The organism is Xanthomonas sp. WHRI 7065 (genome assembly GCF_040203115.2).
In the GTDB taxonomy this organism is placed as follows: domain Bacteria; phylum Pseudomonadota; class Gammaproteobacteria; order Xanthomonadales; family Xanthomonadaceae; genus Xanthomonas; species Xanthomonas arboricola.
In genome coordinates, this window is sequence record NZ_CP168194.1 from 1,505,493 (window position 1) to 1,528,107 (window position 22,615).

General features: G+C 65.7%; 15 protein-coding genes and 1 other RNA gene. 12 read left to right on the top strand and 4 right to left on the bottom strand.

Features of this window, described 5'->3' with window-relative positions; all coding sequences use genetic code 11:
- Positions 1-31: 31 nt before the first annotated feature.
- From ABQY64_RS06495 to ABQY64_RS06505, 3 genes are all read left to right on the top strand, one after another.
- A complete protein-coding gene (locus ABQY64_RS06495) occupies positions 32-1,912 on the top strand; it encodes a M61 family metallopeptidase (RefSeq protein ID WP_158506614.1) in 1,881 nt (626 codons plus the stop codon).
- 440 nt (positions 1,913-2,352) lie between these two features.
- Entirely contained in the window at positions 2,353-3,744 is a 1,392-nt protein-coding gene (radA, locus tag ABQY64_RS06500; RefSeq protein ID WP_016901522.1) for a DNA repair protein RadA, read from the top strand.
- A gap of 302 nt (positions 3,745-4,046) precedes the next feature.
- On the top strand, positions 4,047-4,433 hold the full coding sequence (locus ABQY64_RS06505; protein WP_016901521.1) for a DUF805 domain-containing protein: 387 nt from the start codon (positions 4,047-4,049) through the stop codon (positions 4,431-4,433).
- A gap of 415 nt (positions 4,434-4,848) precedes the next feature.
- Here ABQY64_RS06505 and ABQY64_RS06510 read toward each other — a convergent pair whose 3' ends face one another.
- On the bottom strand, positions 4,849-5,634 hold the full coding sequence (locus ABQY64_RS06510; protein WP_039522641.1) for a response regulator transcription factor: 786 nt from the start codon (positions 5,632-5,634) through the stop codon (positions 4,849-4,851).
- A 909-nt stretch (positions 5,635-6,543) separates the two neighbouring features.
- On the opposite strand from ABQY64_RS06510, the gene ABQY64_RS06515 reads away from it, so the two are divergent.
- The 3 genes from ABQY64_RS06515 to ABQY64_RS06525 all read left to right on the top strand — a co-directional run bounded on the left by ABQY64_RS06515 (position 6,544) and on the right by ABQY64_RS06525 (position 12,338).
- The gene (locus tag ABQY64_RS06515; protein WP_024940067.1) at positions 6,544-7,899 is read left to right on the top strand and encodes a helix-turn-helix transcriptional regulator; all 1,356 of its coding nucleotides are present in this window, start codon (positions 6,544-6,546) and stop codon (positions 7,897-7,899) included.
- Between the two features lie 221 nt (positions 7,900-8,120).
- Complete coding sequence (locus ABQY64_RS06520) at positions 8,121-9,989, top strand: ATP-binding protein (protein WP_349779153.1); 1,869 nt, start codon at positions 8,121-8,123, stop codon at positions 9,987-9,989.
- 24 nt (positions 9,990-10,013) lie between these two features.
- Entirely contained in the window at positions 10,014-12,338 is a 2,325-nt protein-coding gene (locus ABQY64_RS06525) for a hypothetical protein (protein ID WP_349779152.1), read from the top strand.
- 977 nt (positions 12,339-13,315) lie between these two features.
- Here the strand turns inward: ABQY64_RS06525 and ABQY64_RS06530 are convergent.
- A complete protein-coding gene (locus tag ABQY64_RS06530; protein WP_349779151.1) occupies positions 13,316-14,416 on the bottom strand; it encodes an NADH:flavin oxidoreductase/NADH oxidase in 1,101 nt (366 codons plus the stop codon).
- 543 nt (positions 14,417-14,959) lie between these two features.
- Between ABQY64_RS06530 and ABQY64_RS06535 the strand changes: the two genes are divergently transcribed.
- From ABQY64_RS06535 to ABQY64_RS06560, 6 genes are read left to right on the top strand one after another with little or no spacing between them, the layout of a single operon-like run.
- On the top strand, positions 14,960-15,802 hold the full coding sequence (locus ABQY64_RS06535) for an STAS domain-containing protein (protein WP_349779150.1): 843 nt from the start codon (positions 14,960-14,962) through the stop codon (positions 15,800-15,802).
- A 1-nt stretch (position 15,803) separates the two neighbouring features.
- On the top strand, positions 15,804-16,166 hold the full coding sequence (locus tag ABQY64_RS06540; protein ID WP_016901513.1) for an STAS domain-containing protein: 363 nt from the start codon (positions 15,804-15,806) through the stop codon (positions 16,164-16,166).
- The gene (locus ABQY64_RS06545) at positions 16,163-16,558 is read left to right on the top strand and encodes an ATP-binding protein (RefSeq protein WP_016901512.1); all 396 of its coding nucleotides are present in this window, start codon (positions 16,163-16,165) and stop codon (positions 16,556-16,558) included. The genes ABQY64_RS06540 and ABQY64_RS06545 overlap by 4 nt, the downstream gene beginning before the upstream one ends.
- Entirely contained in the window at positions 16,549-17,559 is a 1,011-nt protein-coding gene (locus ABQY64_RS06550) for an ATP-binding protein (protein WP_349779149.1), read from the top strand. The genes ABQY64_RS06545 and ABQY64_RS06550 overlap by 10 nt, the downstream gene beginning before the upstream one ends.
- Complete coding sequence (locus ABQY64_RS06555) at positions 17,556-18,431, top strand: ATP-binding protein (RefSeq protein WP_349779148.1); 876 nt, start codon at positions 17,556-17,558, stop codon at positions 18,429-18,431. The genes ABQY64_RS06550 and ABQY64_RS06555 overlap by 4 nt, the downstream gene beginning before the upstream one ends.
- Positions 18,421-20,379, top strand: a complete 1,959-nt coding sequence (locus ABQY64_RS06560; protein WP_349779147.1) for a response regulator — start codon at positions 18,421-18,423, stop codon at positions 20,377-20,379. The genes ABQY64_RS06555 and ABQY64_RS06560 overlap by 11 nt, the downstream gene beginning before the upstream one ends.
- Before the next feature lie 223 nt (positions 20,380-20,602).
- Here ABQY64_RS06560 and ABQY64_RS06565 read toward each other — a convergent pair whose 3' ends face one another.
- Together ABQY64_RS06565 and ABQY64_RS06570 are read right to left on the bottom strand one after the other, a co-directional pair.
- Positions 20,603-22,249: a family 43 glycosylhydrolase gene (locus tag ABQY64_RS06565; RefSeq protein WP_349779258.1), complete on the bottom strand. Its 1,647-nt coding sequence runs from the start codon at positions 22,247-22,249 to the stop codon at positions 20,603-20,605.
- 249 nt (positions 22,250-22,498) lie between these two features.
- A non-coding RNA gene (locus tag ABQY64_RS06570) (sX9 sRNA) lies at positions 22,499-22,575 on the bottom strand.
- Positions 22,576-22,615: the final 40 nt, after the last annotated feature.

Below are 22,615 nucleotides of genomic sequence, written 5' to 3' on the forward strand. Positions count from 1 at the left end.
CTTGCCTGTTCCAGGTCCCTGCGGAGTTGCGATGAAGATCCCCACCTTGTTGTCCGTGTCGTTGCTGGCGGCACTGTCGTTGCCTGCGGCCGCACAAACTGCCGCGCCGCAGGACGTGCCGTTCGACGGCACCTTGAAGATCGACGTCGATGCCACCGATCTGGCCCATCGCATCTTCAAGGTCAAAACCACCATGCCGGCCAGGCCGGGCCCGATGACGCTGCTGTATCCGCAGTGGATTCCCGGCAACCACTCGCCGACCGGGCCGATCGACAAGCTCGCCGGTCTGGTGATCAAGGTCGATGGCAAGGTGGTGCCGTGGAAGCGCGACCAGTTCGATGTGTATGCCTTCACCGTGGACGTGCCGCAGGGCGCCAGCGAGCTGGTGGCCGAGTTCAAGTTCCTCTCGCCGCAAGCCCCCAACCAGGGCCGGGTGATGATGACCCCGGAGATGCTCAACCTGCAGTGGAACACCACGGCGCTGTATCCGGCCGGCGTCTTCGCACGCAACATCAAGGCCCAGGCCAGCGTCACCTTGCCAGCCGGCTGGAGCTATGCCACGGCGCTGGAGACCGACCGCCGGGTTGGCGACACGGTGACCTTCAAGCCGATCGACTTCGACGATCTGGTCGACTCGCCGATGTTTGCGGGCAAGTACTACAAGCGCGTGGAGCTGAGCGGCGGCAAGCAGCCGGTCTACCTCAACGTGTTCGCCGACGAGGCCAAGTCGCTGGAGGCCAAGCCCGAGCAGATCAAGGCGCATGCGTCGCTGGTGCAGCAGATGGACAAGCTCTACGGCGCGCGGCATTTCGACCACTACGAATTCCTGCTGGCGCTGACCAAGAAGTTGGGTGGCATCGGCCTGGAGCACCATCGCTCCAGCGAAAACAGCGGCGTGCCGACCTACTTCACCGAGTGGGACAAGAGCTGGACCGGTCGCGATCTGCTCGCGCACGAGTTCAACCATTCCTGGAACGGCAAGTACCGCCGTGGTGCCGACCTGGCCACGCCCAACTTCAACGTGCCGATGGGTGACAGCCTGCTGTGGCTGTACGAAGGCCAGACCCAGTTCTGGGGCGAGGTGATGGCTGCGCGTTCGGGCCTGTGGACGCAGGACCAGGCGCGCGAGATGCTGGCCGGCGTGGCGGCGAACTACGAGCGCGGTCGCCCCGGCATGGCCTGGCGCACCGTGCAGGACACCACCAACGACCCGACCATGTCGATGCGCCGGCCCAAGGCCTACCGTAGCTATCAGATGGCCGAAGACTATTATTCCGGCGGCCAGATGATGTGGCTGGAAGTGGACAGCAAGCTGCGCGCGCTGACCAACAACAAACGTTCCATCGACGATTTCGGCAAGGCCTTCTTCGGCATGAAGAACGGCGACTGGGACGTCAACCCGTACACCTTCGACGACATCGTCGCCACGCTCAATGGCATCGCCGCTTACGACTGGGCGAGCCTGTTGCGCAGCCGCATGGACGGGCATGGTTCCTTGAACGGTGGCATCGAAGCCAACGGCTGGAAGCTGGTCTACAACGAGGAGCCGAACCTGGCCACCAAGGCCGACGAGAGCGACGACAAGGACGCCAGCCTGACCTATTCGCTTGGCGTGTCCCTGAAAGCCTCTGGCGATATCGGCGATGTGCTGTGGGACGGCCCGGCCTTCAATGCCGGCCTGATCGCCGGCAACACCATCGTGGCGGTCAACGGCCGCGCCTTCAGCAGTGAGGTGATCAAGGACGCGATCAAGGCGGCCAAGGGCACCACCGCGCCGATCGAACTGCTGGTCAAGCGCCTGGACCGCTACGACACCGTGCGCATCGATTACCACGGCGGCCTGCTGTATCCGCATCTGGAACGCATCCCCGGCAAGCCGGATCGCCTGAGCGAGTTGTACAAGCCGCGCTGAGTGGCAGCCGCCCGCTCGCAGCCGTTGAAGCGGGCAATGGCAAGAACTGGAGCTGCATGACCGATTGCGATCGATCATGCAGCTCCGTACGCTGTTTCTGGTCGGTACCGATGCCGGTGCCGACCGATCAAAAGACATCGCGCCAACCAAAACACTCGGCGCCATAGATGTCCAAGTGAAAACGCAGCAGCAGGAATGCGCGGTTGCATCCATTTCAGCAACGCCGCAGCCTTCCCGATTCCCGATTCCCGATTCCCGATTCCCGATTCCCGAATCCCGAATCCCGAATCCCGAATCCCGAATCCCGAATCCCGAATCCCGAATCCGGAATCCGGAATCCCGAATCCCGAATCCCGAATCCCGAATCCCGAGCCAGCGTCGCGCATCCTGAGACCAACGCCGACTATCCTGTCGCTCCAGAAGCGATTGGTTAACTGACGATGGCGAAGGCGAAAACGGCCTATGTCTGCGGCGAGTGCGGCGCCGAATACAACAAGTGGCAGGGGCAATGCACCGAGTGCGGGGTGTGGAACACGCTCAGCGAGATCGTGCTCGAAAGCGCCACGCCCGGCGGCAAGGCCTCGCCTGCGGCATCGCGGCGTAGCGGCTGGGCCGGCAAGGCCGAGGCGCCCAAGATCACCGCGCTCAAGGACGTGCAGCAGTCCGAGCAGGCGCGTGTGTCCACCGGCATTGGCGAGTTTGATCGGGTGCTGGGCGGCGGCCTGGTCGAAGGCGCGGTGGTGCTGATCGGTGGCGACCCCGGCATTGGCAAGTCGACGCTGTTGCTGCAGGCACTGGCGAGCATGGCCAGCACGCTGCCGGTGCTGTACGTCACCGGCGAGGAATCGCTGGCGCAGGTGGCCGGGCGAGCGGTGCGGCTGGATCTGCCGTTGGAGGGCCTGAACGCGCTGGCCGAAACCGGCATCGAAAACATCCTGCAGCATGCCAGCGTGGCGCGGCCGAAGCTGATCGTGGCCGACTCGGTACAGACGCTGTGGACCGAATCGCTGACCGCAGCGCCGGGCTCGGTCAGCCAGGTACGCGAGAGTGCGGCGCGGCTGGTGCGTTATGCCAAGGAGACCGGCACCGCGGTGTTCCTGGTCGGCCATGTGACCAAGGAAGGCGGTATCGCCGGCCCGCGCGTGCTCGAGCATATGGTCGATGCGGTGCTGTACTTCGAAGGCGAGAGCGGCAGCCGGTTCCGGCTGTTGCGCGCGTTCAAGAACCGCTTCGGTGCGGTCAACGAGCTGGGCGTGTTCGCGATGGGCGAGAAGGGCCTCAAGGAGGTCTCCAACCCGTCGGCGATCTTCCTGTCCGGTGGCAGCACCCAGCAACCGGGCAGCTGCGTGATGGTCACCCGCGAAGGCACCCGTCCGCTGATGGTGGAGGTGCAGGCGCTGGTGGACGCCTCGCCGCTGTCCAATCCGCGGCGCGTGGCGGTGGGTCTGGAGCAGAACCGGCTGGCGATGCTGCTGGCGGTGCTGCACCGCCACGGCGGCATCGTGGTGGGCGACCAGGACGTGTTCGTCAATGTGGTCGGCGGCATCCGTGTGCAGGAAACCGCTGCCGACCTACCGGTGCTGCTGGCGGTGTTGTCCTCGCTGCGTGACCGGCCGTTGTCCGAGAAGACCATCGCCTTTGGCGAGGTGGGGCTGTCCGGCGAGATCCGGCCGGTGCCCAACGGCGAGGATCGTCTGAAAGAGGCCGCCACCCACGGCTTCAAGCGCGCGATCGTGCCCAAGGCAAACGCGCCCAAGACCACCAGCATCAAGGGTATGGAGATCGTTGCGGTGGAGCGCCTGAGCCAGGCGCTGGAAGCGGCCGCCGAGTGATGCCGGTGCGATAGGGGGAGCGACTGTCGGCACAGGCGTCGCTCTGCACGCGATGAGCTGACCCCGCACCCCCATGTAGTGGGCGACATGGCCGCCTGCGCCATGCCGGAATGACATCAATGAAGTTTCGGGCTGGCTGTCGCCAGCTCCGGTGACCGTCCGTCGGCCAGCAGGTCGCGATCCGCCATTCGTCGATAAGAAAACGTTTTCAGCGCAGAGCGGCTATGGCAACATGCGCGGCCCGTTGCACTGTGCACCGGATCACGGACAGCGCTCACTGCGCGTTATCAGGAGAAAACACGATGGAATGGATGTTGTTGCCACTCAAGCGCTACGCCGACTTCAATGGCCGCTCGCGCCGCAAGGAATATTGGATGTTCATGCTGCTGCAGGCGATCGTCCTGCTGGTGTTGGGCGGCCTGTTCGGCATCGCGGCTGCACTGATGGGCGGCGAGAACGGTCCTGGTGCACTGGCATGGCTGGTTGCTGCCGTCATGGGGATCGTGGTGCTGGCATTGATTGTGCCGAGCATTGCAGTGACCGTGCGTCGCTTGCACGACCAGGGCAAGTCGGGCTGGTTCTATCTGATCAGCCTGGTGCCGTACGTCGGCGGCTTCATCGTGCTGGTCTTCATGTGCCTGGAAGGCACGCCCGGCCCGAACGAGTACGGCGAGAATCCCAAGCAGTAACCGGGGGCAAGGCCTGATCGAACAATGGCGCGGAGACTTCTCCGCGCCATTGTCGTTTCTGGAGATGTACGGTTGGCGCAGGCTGACCAACAACACGCGTGCGTTTGAGTGCCGGATTCGGCTCGATTGATGTGTTCTTCAACTGCCGGCAAAAAACCTGGACGTCCTGCCATGGTGTAGGAAGCAGTCGGCCGGCAATGCGCCAAGGCTCTATTTGTATGTTCAATACATTATTGAACTATTAACTGGGTGCGTTTCCATTCGACATGGAGCCGGCGAAGAAGTTCTGCCAGTTAATGCCTGAGCAGATCAACGCATGGTAACGGCCGATTCACTGCCATGCAGGCGCCGATAGCAGTTGGCAAGCGCAGGTCGCTGCCGATCGCCGTACTTCGCTCTTGCAGGGCCGCATCGGTCAACAGGCCGCGGCATGATGGGCGGTGCTGGGGCTGACGGCCTTGCCGGGCGTCGGTGCGTCCTTGTCCTGCAGGGCAAGTTCCAGCTTGTACCCATGCGAATACACGGTTCTGATACGCACCACGCCGCTGTGATTGCACAGTTGCAGCTTCTTGCGCAGCTTGTAGATGTGCTGCTCCATCGTGCGGTCGGTGAACTCGGTGTGGCTACCCCACACCGCCTTGGCCAATTGGCAGCGGCGGAAACACACACCGGGGCTGGAAAACAGCAGCCAGGCGATCGAGAACTCGCGTGCGGTCAACACGATCGGCTTGCCGTGCAGATACACGGTATTTTCGTCGCGGATCAGCTGGTAGGGGCCCACACTCAGCTGCTGGCTCTCGGGGCACGCCTCGGCCACCGGCGACAGCGCCAATGCTGCGCGCACATGCAGTTCGTGGGAATTGAAGGGAAGGGCGAGCACATCGTGTGCGCCGGCGCGGTACCAGGCCAGGATGTCGTGGGCACAGTCAAAACGCCCCAGCACGATCAGCGGCGTGGGATGGCCGCTGTGGCAGCGTTGCCAGGCCAGCAATGAGCTGTCGTCCGATGCAACGCAGGTCGCATCGAAGATCAACAGCTCGCAAGGGGAATGCCGCAGCGAGCGCAGAAGTTCGAGTTCGTCGGAAAACACCGCAAAACTCGGGGCGAGCGGTGCGAGGCTCGCATTGACCTGCGATGCCAGACGCGCGTCCTGCGTCAACAGGAAAGCCGATCCTTGCTTGCCGGGAAGGTTGCCGTGCATCAGCCGGCCTTCCCATGTCTGCACACGTACCAGTCGTACGTCGGATGCCTGTTGCGGACAGCAGGCGCCAATACAAAACCCACATGTATAGATAAGTGCATCGCCATCGCCTTTGGCTGCCAGGGGATCCGACCTGGGGTCGGACGAATGGTATGTACCATTGCCGAGGCAGAAAGTTTCACTGCTGCGTACTTTTCTTCGGCTTTGGGTAGGCCGGCTTTAACGTACGCTCATTTAGGCGCAACACAGCTCTTACATCCAGGGCATGCGTCGTGAGTAACTAACAAAATTCCGACATCGGGCAATGCGCAGGCCGGGCGATCCGGGGAAACAACAGGCGCGATCGCCGAGTTCATCAATCGCGTGTCCAGGTCTATACCACGTTATTGCGATTTGCATGCGCTTGCAGCGCACATGGAATATGTCGCCAATCCGTCGATGCAATGGAACCGCGCGCCAATCGTTTGAAGCGCATCTTTCATTTACTGAAGCGCCGCGCCAGCAGCCATTGCCACGTCATGCCAGGACAGCGGTCAAGCCAATGCAAGGCTTGGTCCTTGGCTTGCCTTGCGAATCCTCTCCGGCAGAAGTCCTGTCTTCAATACGGTTTCGCATGGCGTGCAATGTCCTATGCATGACAGCGCCGGCGGTATGCAAAAAGTGCCCTTTATCTGCATGCCGCATAACTGGGTTGCCAGGAGACAGAGTGAGGTTTTTTGATTTTCTTAGTGCCTTCGAGTGAGAAATTCCATTGGATCCGCTGCATACAATCGGTTGCGCCAGCCAGACCGGCGCATTGTTGTTTTTGCTCATCCCCCTATGAGAGAGCCCGGCATGATCCTTTCAACCTACTTCGCGGCGATCTCTGCGTTGTCGTACGCAGACCGTCTTCCTACCTATACAAGCAGGATGCTGGTTGGTGCCTGGCCGCAAGGTCTGCAACATCTTCAACAACGCCGTGATGGCCAGGCCGCCGCGGATGGCGCCGACGATGAAGTCGGCCTGCTCGGCGCCAGCGGCGATGCCTTGTTGATCCTCGAATACCAGGAGGAGGCCGAAGATGCCTACCGCCACGCCTTGAAGGCGATGCGCGGGCATCAGCGCCAACTGCGGTTGCTGTCCTGCCGCAATACCGCCTGGTTGATGCTGAGCCAGCGCCGCCTCAGCGCTGCACTGAACTGCTTCGCACAGCTGGCGATGGACCGCGAGACGCCGGCCTGCCTGTGTGGTGAGAGTCTGCTGGGCAAGGCGCTGACCCACTTTCATCTGGGCCAGAGCACGCTGGCGCTGCAGACCCTTGAGCGTGCCAACGACGTGCTGGCGGACCTGGACAGCGGCGCAACCGAGTGGCTGCGCATCGCCAATGCGCTGCGCCTGGACATGATTGCGCAGTTGCGCATCCGGCGCGCCGACCGGATGAGCGACCACGTGTTCTGGCAGGCCACGCTGCGCCAGGAGGATGCGGCGCACGCGTTCGAGCCCAACGAGCTGCGCGCCTGCATCGCCGACCTGGCCGAGAGCATGCCGGTGCTCGCACAGCGCATGCGCCACGTGCGCAATCTGCTGCGCATCGCCGGTGGCGACACCTTCGGTTTCGATGCGCAGATCGATGCGCTCCCGGCCGCCGCCACCGGTTGCCCGCCCTGCGCCCGCCAGGATGCGCAGGTGGAGCTGGCGCTTGCCGCATTGGCGGTGGGGCGCGCCGATCTGGCGGAGCGTGCCCTGGCCGGTGCCGGCCGGCACCACGCGCCGCGCTGGAATCTGGAGTTCGAGTATTGCCAGGCCAAGATCAGCCAGGCGTTGGGCAAGACCGAGCAGGCACTGCTGCTGTACAACCGCTATGCGCTGGGCGCGGTGCAGTGCCTGCGCAGCGAGGTGCAGGCGCCGCGGCTGCTGGAAAGCGGCACGCCGGCGCATGTCAGCGACGACATCTCCGCGCGGCTGCCGGCCAAGTACCGGCGCGCCTACGCCTACATGATCACCAATGCGCACCGCTCGGATCTGTCGATCAACGAGGTGGCTGCGCAGATCGGCGTCACCGGGCGCGCCTTGCAGCAGGCCTTCAAGTCCGCCACCGGGCTGTCGCCGACCCAGGTGCTGCGTCGTTACCGGATGCAGAGCATTCGCGACGAACTGCTGGCCGAAGGCGGCTGCGGCAGCGTGCTGCAGGCGGCCAGCCGCTGGGGCGTGGGCAGCCGCTCGGCGCTGGCCAAGGGCTATCGCCAGCATTTCAATGAGGCACCGATGGAAACCCTGCAGCGCTAAGCCGTTGCGCGCCACGGCCGGGCGTCGACGCAGGCCGTGGCGCGTCGTTTCCAAAGGGTGTGCTGCAATGGCGACCGAACGGCTGGCCAGGCGCTGAAGGCAGTCATAGTGTGACGCGCGTGCGTATGGCGTGGCTTGCGGCTATCCTGTTCGGCTAGCACTGCCACCCAGGAAGGCGCGTCCGAGGATGGGCGTGGCCGCCAAGGAAACGACGAACGATCATGCAAGATCACACCTCCGAGGCGACGGACGCCTCCCAGATCCGCCGTGCAGGCGTCGATCTCAACGGACTGATGTCCGTCCTCAGCAAGCATCTGTATTCCACGCCGGTGGTCGCGCTGCGCGAGCTGGTGCAGAACGCGCACGACTCGATCCTGCGTCGCCGGCTGGAGCAACCCGACTGGCAAGGCGAATCGCGCATCGAAGTGCATGCCGACGCTGCCCAGGGGATCGTGCGCATCATCGATACCGGCGCCGGGCTGACCCAGCAGGAAATCCACGATTACCTGGCCACGGTCGGCGTGGGGTATACGCGTGGCCTGCGTCAGGGCGGGCATGAGGACAGCGGCCTGATCGGCATGTTCGGGCTGGGCTTTCTGTCGGCCTTCGTGCTGGCGCGCCGCGTCAACGTGCGCACCACCTCCTACCAGAGCCCGACGCTGGGGCATTGCTATATCTCCAGCAATGCCGAGCAATACACGGTGAGCCCGATCCCGGCGCGTGCGCAGGTCGGGACGGAAGTGGTGCTGGAACTGCACCAGGACTATCTGTCGTTGGCCCAGGAAGCACGGCTGCGCGAGATCCTGTCGCGCTATTGCGCGCTGTTGCGCGAGCCGATCTGGATTGGCTCCGACACCCAGGCGATCAACCCCGAGCCGCCACCGTGGCGCGTGCACGACGCGGTGCCGTTGCATCCGGTGCAGGCCTGGCGGCGTCAACGCGAGTTTGCTGCACGTTTCGAGCGCAACTTCGAACCCTTGTGCTGCATGCCGGTGCGCGCGGAGGAGGGCAGCGATGCGGTCGGCCTGCTGTGGGTGCAGGACGGGGCCACCTACGGCACCAGCGACAACCGCAATCTGTCGGTATTCCTGCGCGGCATGCTGCTGGACGACAACGCGCGTGAACTGCTGCCGCCGTGGGCGGGCTTTATCGGGGGCGTGATCGAATCCAATCGTTTGACGCCCACCGCCAGCCGCGAAGACCTGCAGCGCGATGCCACCTACGCGGCCGTGCAGCACGCGCTGTCCGAGGCGCTGGTGCAGGGCCTGGCCGATGTGGCGCGTCAGCAGCCGGAAGCCTGGCGGCGCATCCTGCTGCGGCACAACGAGGCATTGCTGGGCGCGGCGCTGTGCGACGAGCGTCTGTTCGAGTTGCTGATGGAACACGTGCGGGTGCCGACCTCGCAGGGCGACCTGCCGGCGCAGCAGTTGCCGGCGCGTGGTGCGGTGCACGTGATCCTGGACAGCGACAGCGGTTTCGAAGAAATGCTGTTCCGCGCGATGGGCGTGCCGGTAGCCTACGGAAATCGCTATGCGGTGGTGCCGTTCCTGCGCCGCTGGACGCAGGCCAAGGGCGTGCGCCTGGTCGAGCTGGGCACCGAGCAGGGCAACCGGCAGTTGTTCCAGCTGGACACGCTGCCGGCCGACGAACTGGCCTGGCTGGAACAGCATCTGGGCGATGGCGAAGCGCTGGTGCCGGCGCGTTTCAGCCCCGAGGCATTGCCGTTGGTGGTGGTGCCCGACCGCGAGGCCGAACTGAAACGCCGCCTGGAGCAGGACGAGAACGACAAGCGCGTGTCCACCGCTGCGCTGCGGCTGGCCCGGCAATTCACGGCGGGGATCGAAGCACGGCAGACCCAGCGGCTCTACCTGAATCTCGACAACCCGGCGTTGCAGGCGCTGCTGGCGGCGCAGCGTGCCGGCAATCCGCAGGCGGCGGTGGCGGCACGGCTGCTGCGCTCACTGAAGGTGATCGTGTCGGCGCAGGGGCGCACCCAACCGCAGCCCGGTGCCAACGCATCGGGCGGATCGGATTTGAACCGGGCCTTCGGCGATCTTGCCGAGGCCGTGACCCAATTGCTGGCACGCTGAGCGCCGCATCGAAGGAGCAACACGATGGAAATCTGGAACTGGGTAGAAAAGCTGCAGGACGATCTGGGCGAAGCCGGGCAGCCGCAGAATGCGCAGCTGCTGACGCGCCTGACCGACCATATCTGCGACCTGCAGATCGAACGTGCCGAAGCGCTGTTGCCCGAGGCGCGTGCGCTGGGCAAGACGCTGGCCAATCCGTGGCTGGAGGTGTTCGTCGGGCATTGGGAAATGCGCAACCGGGTCGGCAACCTGTGCGAAGGCGAGCGTGCGCTGAGCGATGCGGTGACGCTGTTCGAACGCGCGCACCGCCCTGATGCGGTGGAGTGCCCGCAGTCGGTGTGCGTGACCCAGGATTTGGCCGCGTGCTACGCCAATATCGATGGTCCGGGCTGGGTGGAAGAGCGCATCGAGGTCTGCGAGGAAACGCTGGGCCGCATTGATCCAAGCTGGTCGTGCTACCAGTGCCTGAGCTGCGAAAAAGCCGATGCCTTGCTCGACGACGGACGCGGCGAGGCGGCGCTGAGTTATCTGGACCAGCAGTCGCAGACCATTCTTGCGCATGGCGGGCAGATTTACGACGGCGTGCCGGACATGCGCATCTCGATCCTGCTCTCGCTGGGCCGCGCAGAAGATGCGTTGGCACTGATCGAGCAGCGCGAGCGCGAGGCCGCACGCGAAGGGGCGGAGTGGGCCAACTGCAGTCAGCCGCGGCGTTTGCAGAAAGCCCGCGCCCTGGCGATGTTGAATCGTGACGACGAAGCGCTGGAAGCGTTTCTGCCGTGGCGCGAGGTCGCGCCGCGCTACCGCCTGCACTGGTTGCATGCGGTGGTGGTGCTGGTGTCGCGCCAGCCCGAGCGCAACACCTGGGATCTGGGCAGCCGCCTGCAGGTGATGCTCGATCATTACGCGCAGGTGGGTGCGCATCGCATCCTGATCGAGGCGGCCGAGATGGCGATCGGGCTGGCCTTGCAGCGTGGCGCGGTGTGGACTGCGCGCCGCCACCTGGCGCTTGCGCGTGCGCACGTGCCCAAGTTGCGCCAGGACCGTGGCGCCACGCAACTGCTGGACGGGCTGGCCGTGCGCATCGAAACCGCACCGGCGGGCGAGCCGGCGCCGGTCCCCGCCGAGCAGTTGCTGGCATGGCTGGATGCGCAGGGCGAAGACGTGGCGCGTAACCCCGAGCGCGAAGCGCAGTGGTTGCTGCAGGCAGTGGCCGAGCGACCCGACGATGCCGAGTTGGTGGACACCACGGCGTCGGCATTGAGCGCGTGTGCGGCCGACGACGAGGCGATCGCGCTGCTGTGGTCATTCGTGCAGCGGCATGCCGATCGCGAAACCAGCCCGACCTTCCGGCTGATGAATTTGCTGCTGGGCCGTGGCGACGAGGCCGGCCTGCGCCGGCTGGCGCAGCTGTATCGCCCGCTGGTGCCGGTGGCGGCGTTGTGGTGCGAAGCGCAGCTGGCCCAGCGGCTGGCCGATTGGCCGGCGTTGGAGCAGGCCTGCACCGCGTTGCTGGAACTGTCGCCCGGCTCGCACGGTGCGCGCGGCTTGCTGGGGCGCATGTATCTCAACACCGGCCGCTTCGCCGATGCCACCGAGGTGTATCGACAGCTGACCGAGTTGATGGAAGAACCGCGCTCCGCGCATTGGGATCACATGACCGCGGCCAGCGCGGCGCAGCAGTGGGACGCGGTGCGCGCCTCGGCGCTGGCGCTTGGCATGGAGCTGAGCAGCACCAGTGGCGTGGTCGAAGAAACCTGGGGTTGGGTAATCGTGCGTTGCGTGGATGACGGCGAGGCAGCCGAGTACTATGCGCGGCGCACCGGCCCGGTCACCGCGCGTATCGTCGAAAATGCACCGGCGCATCGGCGCCAGCATGTCGGCGACTGGGTGGTGTTCGATGCGGAGTTGTTGTACCCGCCGCCGGAGGACGAGGCCGAGCGCGAGCGTTTCGTGCCGACCTATGCGCAGGTGCATGTGCTGGAGGCGGGTGGTTACGGCAGCAGCTGGCTGGTGGATGGCGTGCATCCCGGCGAGCAGGCGATCGACGCCTTGCGCGAGGACATCGAAGCGCGTGGCTGGAAACTGTGGCTGCATAGTCGCGACGACTATCGTGTGGTCGATCCTGAGCACGCGGAGGCATTCGACCCGGAAGATGCGAGCACGGGCTTGCCGGGCGTGCTGTTCACCGTGGCGCTGCCGGAAGCGGCGGCGCCGCTGGAACTGCATCGCGTCCTGCTGGCCACAACCGCGCAGTGGGCGCACCCGATGTGCTGGCTGCGCCTGGCCGAGGCCTGCGATCAGGACCCGCGCCCGCATCTGGACGCAGTAGAGCGTTACGGGCTGTAGGGCGGCGATCAAGCTCGTCGCGCATTAGCTGCTGACGCGGCCGCCGCCGGGATTGGGGATTGGGCATTCGGGATTGGCATGCGTGGTTGCGTGCCAACTGCTGGCCTGTCGTCAGGAATGGTGATGCTCGGAAGAGCGTGCAGCCCATCTGGCTGTTCGCATTTCTTTCCGCAACCGACAACAACCGGTGGTGCTTGCGCGCGTGCCGGCGTGGGACCTTGAGCGGCATGGATGCCGCGCCAGAGCCTACATGGACGTACTTGCGGCGTGTCCTACGCCGGTACGCGTGCAAGCGCCCTCGGCAGACCGAAGCATTCGCGTAGAACCGGTGGATGTCGTGCGCAAGATTGATTCGGTGTGCGGAGTCGGTCGGCGGCGCGGCGCCGCATCCAGTGTCGGGACACGCCGTGAATCCATCCCTGGAGGCTCGGTGGCGACATCCATGTCGCCACACGGTCCCGCCACCGGACGCGGCGCCGCGCTCTCAAGATTGCTACCGCTGATCGGCAAGCAATGCTTTCAGGCAAGCGTTAATTCTTGCGGATTTCTTGGTCGATGTAATCGGTAAGCCATCCATCTACTGTCACGTCGCCAGGAATGGACGCGAGGAGGAACGTGCAGCTCATCTGGCTGCTCGCATTTCTTTCAGCAACCGACAACAACCGGTGGTGCTTGCGCGCGTGCCGGTGTGGGACCTTGAGCGGCATGGATGCCGCGCCAGAGCCTACATGGACGTACTTGCGGCGTCTCCTACGCCGGTACGCGTGCAAGCGCCCTCGGCAGACCGAAGCATTCGCATGGAACTGGCAGAGGTCTTGCACAAGATTGCCAGGTCTGCGGAGCTGTTCAGCGGCGCGGCGCCGCATGCAGTGTCGGGACACGCCGGGAATCCATCCCTGGAAACCCGGTACAAGCGCCCGCAGCAGACCTAAGCATTTGCACGTACCGCACTCTCGCAGTGCATCGCAGCTGTCCGATCAGCTGCGCTTGCCGTAACGCTCCAGCCAGTGCGCGTACGAGGGCGGTAGCACCCAGGACGGGCGTTCTTCGCCCAGGGCCAATGCGGCGTGATACGGCCAGTGTGGGTTGGCCAGGTGCGCGCGGCCGACCATCACCAGCTCCATCTGTCCGGCGGCGACGACGCGGTCGGCTTCCAGTGGATCGTCGATGTTCCAGGACGAGGCAACCGGCAGCTGCGCCTCGCGGCTGACCCGTTCGGCGTAAGGCGCCAGCAAGGCCGGTCCCCACGGAATCTGCGCAGTCGGAGTGCTGAAGCCGATGCTGACGTTGAGCAGATCCAGGCCGCCTTGCTTGAAGTTGCGCGTCAGTGCGATGGCTTCCTGCAGGGTCTCTTCGTCGCGGCCATCGAATTCGATCACGCCAAAGCGTGCGGTCAGCGGCAGCTGTTCCGGCCAGACCGCACGTACGGCCTGCAGCGTTTCCAGCAGGAAGCGCGCGCGGTTGTCGGCAGTGCCGCCGTAGTGATCCTGGCGTTGATTGGCGTGTACCGAGAAGAAGCTCTGCGCCAGATAGCCGTGGGCAAAATGCAGCTCCAGCCACTGGAAGCCGGCATCGCGTGCACGCTGTGCGGCGGCGACAAAATCGCCGCGCACGCGGGCGATGTCGTCCAGCGTCATCTCACGCGGCACTTTGGGCAGGCCGCCGCCGAAGGCGATGGCCGAGGGCGAGATGGTGTCCCAGCCGCGCGGGTCGCCGTCGGCGATGTGGTCGTCGCCTTCCCACGGCAGGTTGGCACTGGCCTTGCGGCCGGCGTGGCCGATCTGGATGCCCGGCACGGCGCCGGCAGCGCTGATCGATGCCGCGATGCGCGCCAGTCCTTCGGCCTGGTCGTCGTTCCACAGGCCCAGGCACCCGGGGGTGATGCGTCCTTCCGGTGATACGCCGGTGGCTTCGACGATGACCAGGCCCGCACCGCCGCGCGCCATGCCGGCGTAGTGCACCTGATGCCACGCGTTGCTGAGGCCGTCGACGGCGGTGTACTGGCACATGGGCGGAACCGCGATGCGGTTGCGCAGCGTGACGTCCTTGAGTTGATACGGAGAAAACAGCGATGACATGGAGAGCGACCACCTGAGAAAAGCAGGCTGCGATCAGACCACGCCCGGCCGCCGCGCAGACACCCTGCCGGTGGCACAGCGCGTTGCATGCGGTGCCGGTTGTGGACGAGCGGGCCAGCCGGCGCAGCGGGCGCGTCCGCTGGCATGGGATGCGCGGTTCCGACAGGTATGGGGCGGCGTCAGGCGCGCTCTGCCCGCAAAGCATGACCACCGTTGCGCAGCGGTCGGCCGCAGCAGGCACGGCCGAGCCGGCGGCGGACGCCAATTGGCGGCCGTCGCGCCTGCAATCGTCGCGCCGGTGGCAAGGGAACGGGACGGCAGTCATCGCATCTTTCCAGGCGTGGTCGCGCTCACGTTCACCGCGTGCGCCGCAATGTCAAACTCTGTCTGGACGTTCCTCTGACCGCTACAGGTTCGTCGCTGGTTGCCGAAACTGAATTGCTTTATTCTGCTGCGCTTCGGCGTGGGGGCGCCGCGCCAGTCAGGGGGCGCCATCGCCCCGCATGCCCAGCCTTCTCTCTTCTACTCTCGGCGGGTGATCTCATGGTGGCATTGCAGCAGCGCTCGATCGATGCGATTCGTGGCCAGGAAAGTGCATTGTTGGCTGCATGGCTGGGCTCCAGCCTGGGCAGCGATGGACGGATTTCCCGGCAGGACATCGAAACCCAGAGTGCGGACTTTTTGCACCTGTTGGTCGCTTCCCTGAAGGACGGCAGCAGCAGCCTGGATAGCGCCGACTGGAGCGAGGTACGTCGCTTCCTGGAAAACCTGTCGCGCGACCGCGCCACCCGCGGCTTCGATTCGCAGGAGACCGCCAATTTCATCTTCTCGCTCAAGCGGGTGCTGTTTGCGCTGGTGCAGCGCGAGTACGCCGATACGCCTCAAGAACTGGGCCAGCAGCTGTGGGCGCTGTCCGAGCTGCTGGACCGTCTGGGCCTGTACACCGTCAAGGCGTTCCAGAAGACCCGCGAAGACATCATCGTGCGCCAGCAGGAAGAAATGCTGGAGCTGTCCACTCCGGTGGTCAAATTGTGGGATGGCGTGCTGGCACTGCCGATGATCGGCACGCTGGATTCGCAGCGCACCCAGGTGGTGATGGAGTCGCTGCTGCAGCGCATCGTCGATACCGGCTCGGAAATCGCCATCATCGACATCACCGGCGTGCCCACCGTGGACACGCTGGTCGCGCAGCACCTGCTCAAGACCGTCACTGCGATCCGCCTGATGGGCGCCGACGCCATCATCAGCGGGGTGCGCCCGCAGATCGCGCAGACCATCGTGCACCTGGGGCTGGACCTGCAGGGCATCGTCACCAAGGCCAACCTGTCCGACGCACTGGCGCTGGCGCTCAAGCGCATCGGCGTGACCGTCAGCAAGGCAGGCTGACATGGAGCGCATCCCGATCCTGCGGATGGGCGACCTGCTGCTGGTCACCATCCAGGTGGACATGCATGACCAACTGGCGATGACGCTGCAGGAAGACCTGTCGGAAAAGATCAGCGCCACCTCCGCGCGCGGCGTGCTGATCGACATTTCCGCACTGGACATCGTCGACTCCTTCATCGGCCGCATGATCAGCACCATCTCCGGGCTGGCGGCGATCATGGATGCCAGGACCGTGGTGGTGGGCATGCAGCCGGCCGTGGCGATCACGCTGGTCGAGCTGGGCCTGACCCTGCCGTCGGTGCGCACCGCGCTCAATGTCGAACGCGGCATGCGCCTGTTGCAGCAACCCGATCGCGATTCATGACCACCGGTTCGCAACCGGTGCGCACCGAACAGGATGTGGTGCTGGCCCGGCAGACGGTACGCAAGCTGGTGGTGCAGTGCGGCCTGCGTCTGGTCGACCAGACCAAGCTGGTCACCGCAGCCAGCGAGCTGGCCCGCAACACCGTGATCTACGGCGGCGGCGGCGACATGGATTGGGCCCTGGTGGAAAGCGGCATCCGCAAGGGCGTGCAGCTGACCTTCCGCGACGAAGGCCCCGGCATTCCCGACCTGGATCTGGCGCTCACCGATGGCTGGACCTCCGGCAGCGGGCTGGGGCTGGGCCTGTCCGGTAGCCGTCGGCTGGTGGATGATTTCGTGCTGGACACCGCAGCCGGCAAGGGCACGCGCATCACCATCACCAAATGGAAGTGATGCTTGCTGGCGAAGTCACGCGCGCGTTTCGCGTCGACGAAACCAGCCAGGTCGGGCAGGCGCGCCGCGAGGCGGCGGTGCTGGCTCAGGCGCTGGGTTTCGATGAGGCTGCCGGCGGGCGCGTGGCGCTGGTGGCCACCGAGCTTGCCACCAACATGGTCAAGCATGGACGTGGCGGCTGGCTGCAGTTGTCCACGGTGGCCGCACGCCAGGGCATGGGCGTGGAGATCTGTGCCATCGACGGCGGCCCCGGGTTCGCACTCGTGGACGGCCTGCGCGATGGTTATTCCACCGCCGGCACGCCGGGCACCGGGCTGGGCGCGATCCAGCGCCAGGCGCAGGTGCTGGACGCGTATTCCGATGCCAAGGGCGCGGTGGTGATGGCACGGCTGTTTGCGCAGCAACGCGCCGAGCTGGACCTGCCGTACGGCGCCATCCGCCTGCCGCTGCACAGCGAAACGGTGTGCGGCGATGCCTGGCATCTGGCGATTGGCGACCAGCGGGCGACCGTCACCGTGATCGATGGCCTGGGCCACGGTCCGGGTGCCGCCGATGCTGCCGATGCCGGGACGCGCGCTGCAGCCACGGCCCGCGGCGAGCCCGGCGAGCGCATCGCGCAGCTGCATGCCGGCATGTCCGGCACCCGCGGCGGCGCGGCGGCGGTGATGCAGTTCGACAGCAGCACCGGCCGGGTGCGCTTTGCCGGTGTCGGCAATATCGTCGCCTCGCTGTGCGATGGCGACGGCGTGCGTGGCATGCCGTCGCATCCGGGCATCGTCGGGGTGCAGTTCCGCAAGGCGCAGCCGTTCGATTTTGCGGATGCCGCCGGCAAGCTGCTGGTCATGCACAGCGATGGCCTGCAATCGCGCTGGAACCTGCGCGATCATCCGGGCCTGCTGTCGCGCCATCCGCGTCTGATTGCGGCGGTGCTGTTGCGCGATTACACGCGTGGCCGCGACGATTGCGGCGTGTTTGTCATGCGGCTGGGAGGCCTGCAATGAATGCTTCCAGTGAGACACCGCCGCTCGATCCGCTGGCCGAACTGGACGCGCTGCGGCGGCAGAACCAGGCCCTGCGCGAAGAGCTGGAAGAGACCAACCAGGGCGTGCTGGCGCTGTATGCCGAGCTGGATCAGCAGGCCGAACAGCTGCGCGACGTGTCCGAGCTCAAGAGCCGCTTCCTGTCGTACATGAGCCACGAGTTCCGCACCCCGCTCAGCTCGATCCTGAGCATCACGCGGCTGCTGGAAGACGGCATGGACGGGCCGCTGACCACCGAGCAGTCCAAGCAGGTGCGCTTTGTCAGCGCCTCGGCGCGCGAGCTCACCGAGATGGTCGACGACCTGCTGGATCTGGCCAAGATCGAGGCCGGGCGCATCACCATTTCGCCGGGCTGGTTCGACCTGATGGACCTGTTTGCGGCCTTGCGCGGCATGTTCCGCCCGCTCACCGATGCCGGCAGCACCACCTTGATCTTCGAAGATCCGCCGGTGCTGCCGATGCTCTATACCGACGACAAGAAGCTGGCGCAGATCCTGCGCAACTTCATTTCCAACGCGCTCAAGTTCACCCCGCAAGGCCATGTGCGCGTGTTCGCGCAGCTGGAAGGCGAGACCCATGTGCGCTTCGGCGTGCAGGACACCGGCATCGGCATTCCGGCCGAGCTTCACGACGCCTTGTTCGAGGATTTTGTACAGGTGGATTCGCCGTTGCAGAAACGCCTCACCGGCACCGGTCTGGGGCTGTCGATCTGCAAGCGGTTCGCCGAGTTGCTGGGCGGCACGGTGGGGATCAACAGCGTGGTCGGGCAGGGCTCGGAATTTTTCGTGGTGCTGCCGGTCACGCTGGCAGCGGAGGATGCACTTGGGCAGTAAGCCGCACATTCTGGTGGTCGACGACAACGCGGTGACGCGTTATTCGGTGCGCCGCGTGCTCGAACACCACCAGTTCGTGGTCGACGAAGCCGGCACCGGCACCGACGGCTTGGCCAAACTGGCCGAGCAGGCATTCTCTGCGGTGGTGCTGGACGTCAATCTGCCGGACATGAGCGGTTTTGACATCGTGCGCACGCTACGCGCCGAGCCGCGCACCGCGTTGCTGCCGGTGGTGCACGTGTCGGCCGCGTCGATTGCCACCGGCGACATGATCACCGGCCTGGAGGCCGGTGCCGACGCCTACCTGATTCATCCGGTCGACCCCAGCGTGCTGGTTGCCACGCTGCGCACCCTGCTGCGTGCGCGCCAGGCCGAAGACGCCTTGCGCATCAGCGAGGCACGCTTCCGCGAGATCTTCGAGCACATCAGCGCACCGATTGCGGTGGTCGATGCCAGGCTGCACACGCATGAGGCCAATGCGGCGTTCCAGCGCCTGATCGGTACCGTCACGCCCGGCGAGGCGCTTGCCGTGCCGGGCGTGGACCAGGCCGCCACCGTGCAGGCGCTGACCGACGCGCTGGCGCAGCGCGAGCGCTGGAGCGGCGCCTTGTCGATCCTGCGCGAGGGCAAGGTGTGCGAAACCGAGTGGCGCGTGTCGCCGTACCGCGAACCGGATCTGGGCCTGCTGCTGGTCGAGGACGTCACCGAACAGCGCCTGCGCGAGCGCGAGCAGCGCCAGGAACTGGATACCGCCACCACCGAGTTGGCCCACCAGATCGCCGAGCGCCAGCGCACCGAAATCCAGTTGCTGCAGGCGCAGAAGATGGAAGCGCTGGGCAAGCTCACCGGCGGCATCGCGCACGACTTCAACAATCTGCTGACCAGCATCATTTCCGGCCTGGACATGATCCAGCTGGCGGTCGAGTCCAACCGCATCGAGCGGGTGCCGCGGCTGGCCGAGATCGCCACCGGCTCGGCGCATCGCGCCGCCGCGCTGACCCAGCGCATGCTGGCCTTTGCACGCAAGCAATCGCTGGATGCGCAGGCCTTCGACATCAACGCACGCGTGCGTTCGCTGGAAGACATGCTGCACCGCTCGATCGGCGAGAACATCGTGCTGGAACTGGAGTTGGCGGACACGCCGCTGGTGGCGGTGGCCGATGCCAACCAGCTCGAAAACGTGGTGCTCAACCTGGTCATCAACGCACGCGACGCGTTGAAGGGCCGGGGCACCATCCGCATCCAGAGCGCGGCCTACACCGCGCAAGGCGATCCGGAACTGGACGATGGCGATTACGTGGCGGTGAACGTGATCGACAACGGCAGCGGCATCGAGCCAGCGATTCTCAATCAGGTCTTCGAGCCTTTCTTCACCACCAAGCCGATCGGCGAGGGCACCGGCCTGGGCTTGTCGATGACCTATGGCTTTGCGCGCCAGTCCGGCGGCACCGCACGCATCACCAGCACCGTCGGGCGCGGGACCACGGTGGCCTTGCTGCTGCCGCGCGGGCTCACCGCCAGCGCAGTGCCGCCGGCACCGGCACCGAGTTCGCCCCGTACACGCAGCGAGCGCATCCTGCTGGTGGACGACACCGACGTGGTGCGCATGATGGTGAGCGAGGTGCTCAGCGATGCCGGTTACCACGTGGTCGAAGCCGAAGATGCCAAAGGCGCGCTGGATCAGTTGCGTGCCGGCGTGGAGATCGATCTGGTGGTGTCCGACGTCGGCCTGCCCGGCATGAACGGGCGCGACATGGCCGACGTTGCGCGCGCGCTGCGGCCGGGCCTGCCGATCCTGTTCATCACCGGCTACGCCGAAAATGCCGCCACCCGCCAGGAATTCCTGGCCGATGGCATGGCACTGCTGCCCAAGCCTTTCAGCCTCAACGATCTGCTCAACATGGTCGGGCAGATGCTCGATAGCAGCGTGATCGCCGCCCGCGCCTGACGCGTTTACGCGCGTAGGCGCCAGCCGTCGGTGCCTGCGCCTGCCGCGCGACGACGACGATGACGATGTGCCGCGACGCTTCAGGCGTTGACCGCGTCCAAACCAGCGTCCAGCTGCGTGTGTCTCAGGTGTGCGCTGCCTGTGCCTGACACGCCATGTTGCACGTGCCTGGCTGCAGTGGATGCTTGTCCAGTGCGCCGGCGTGCCGTTGGCGTGCGCGCGCTCACTGCGCGTACGCGTAGGGGCCGAACGTGGCACCCAGAAAACCGCCGGCGCTGTCGGTACTGAGCATGCGGGCATCGCCCTGTTCCAGCAGCGTCTGCCACTGACCGCTGCCGACTGCGTAATCCACATGCACGCGTGCGCCATCCAGGGCAAAGCGCAGCGTGACCGGTTGGGTTGCATCGGCCAGCGGCGCGCGCGCCAGCACGGTGCCGCTGCCTGGCTCCTGCGTCCCGGCGCGGCGCGACAGCACCACCGACATGCCGGCATCCCCGCGCACCAGCAGTAAGGCCAGGTAATGCGTTTCCCTGGCGACGATTGCCAGCCCGGCCTGTTCGCCCGCTGCCAGCGTGCTGCCATCGACGGTCGCCGCCAGCGTGGCGTGGTGATGCTGCAGACGGTGGCCCAGATACGCCGGCTGCCCGCGGCCGATATCGCCCAGCGCCACGCTCGAGGGCGTGATGCGCAGACCCTGCGGGCCGGTGACATACCACGGCGTCGTTGGCGGATGGATGGTCATCCATTGCATCGGCACGCGCGCGTCCTGGAAATGCTCGCTCCACTGCATCGGCCCGCTGGTGGCTATGCGCTGCGGGTCTGCCGGTAGCGGGGGGCGCGTGGCGACCGCAGGCACTGCCGTGCCGTGCGGCAATATCACCGGCCAGCCGTCGCGCCACTGCACCGGCAACAGGAAGGTTTCGCGACCCAGGGTGTAGTGGTTGCCTTGATATGGGCGGGTGGCCAGGAATACCGCCCACCAGGAACCGTCCTGCAATTCGACCAATTGCGCGTGGCCTGCGGAGGTGATCGGCGCGCTGCGGCTGGGGTCCAGATCGCGCTGGGTCAGCACCGGATTGCCGCTCCAGGGCTGGTAGGGCCCGGCGATCTGGCGGCTGCGGTAGATCATCTGTGCATGCTGCTCGCCGGTGCCGCCCTCGGCTGCGGTCAGGTAGTAATAGCCATCGCGGCGGAACAGGTGCGGGCCCTCGATATGCTCGGGGTTGCTGGCCGGCTGGAAGCCCGCATCCACCAGCACCTGGCGCGTGCCGACCAGTTTCATGCTGGCCAGATCCAGCCGCTGCAGCCAGATCGCGCGGTGTCCGTCGTAACGCAGCTTGCCTGCCGGCACATCGTTGTTGACCAGCCAGGCGCTGCCGTCGTCGTCGAAGAACAGCGATGGGTCGATGCCCTTGGCATCCAGCCAGATCGGGTCCGACCAGGGCCCGGCCGGGTCCTTGGCGGTGATCAGGAAATTGCCGCCATCGCAGTAGAAACAGGTGTTGGCGATGTAGAAGGTGCCGTCGTGGTGACTGATGCTGGCGGCGAACAGGCCGCGGGTGAGTTCGTCGTTGCCGTATTTGATTTGATCGGGGCGATCGATCGCGTTGCCGATCTGCGTCCAGTGCACCAGATCGCGGCTCTTGAACACCGGCAGGCCGGGGAAATAGCCGAAGCTGGAGTTGACCAGATAGAAGTCGTCGCCGACGCGGATTGCCGAGGGGTCCGGATGGAAACCCGCCACGACCGGGTTGCGGTATTGCGAGGCAGTCGGTACCGGGCCGCCATCGCCCTGGTAATCGATCCGGCTGATCACCGCGCTGCCGGCCTGCGCCAGCTGACAACTCACCGCGGCCAGTACGCCCGCCATCCATCCAAGTCGTTTCAAGCTCTGTTCCTCTCCGCTGAGCACGTCCGCATGGCGCCAGCATGACAGCACGCGGCCAGCGCAGGCATGCCGTTTCGAAATGCCTGGCGCGCGCCGCGGCATGGCTCTGCAACGGCGGCCATGTGCGCAACGGCACGCTTGCCATAGAGCTGCAACATTGCTGACATATCGTGCGCGCGGCGCCACCTTGCGTCGTCGGCCGGCATGCCCGGTGCCGACGGACGCTGGAGTGGCCAACAAAACGTGGCGAGCAGGTGTCAGGTGGGTGCGGACGGTGGGGGAGGAACCGGCGTGTACGAGTGCGACGTGCCGATTCCAAGTACCGGCCGTGCCCGCCTGATCGCCGCG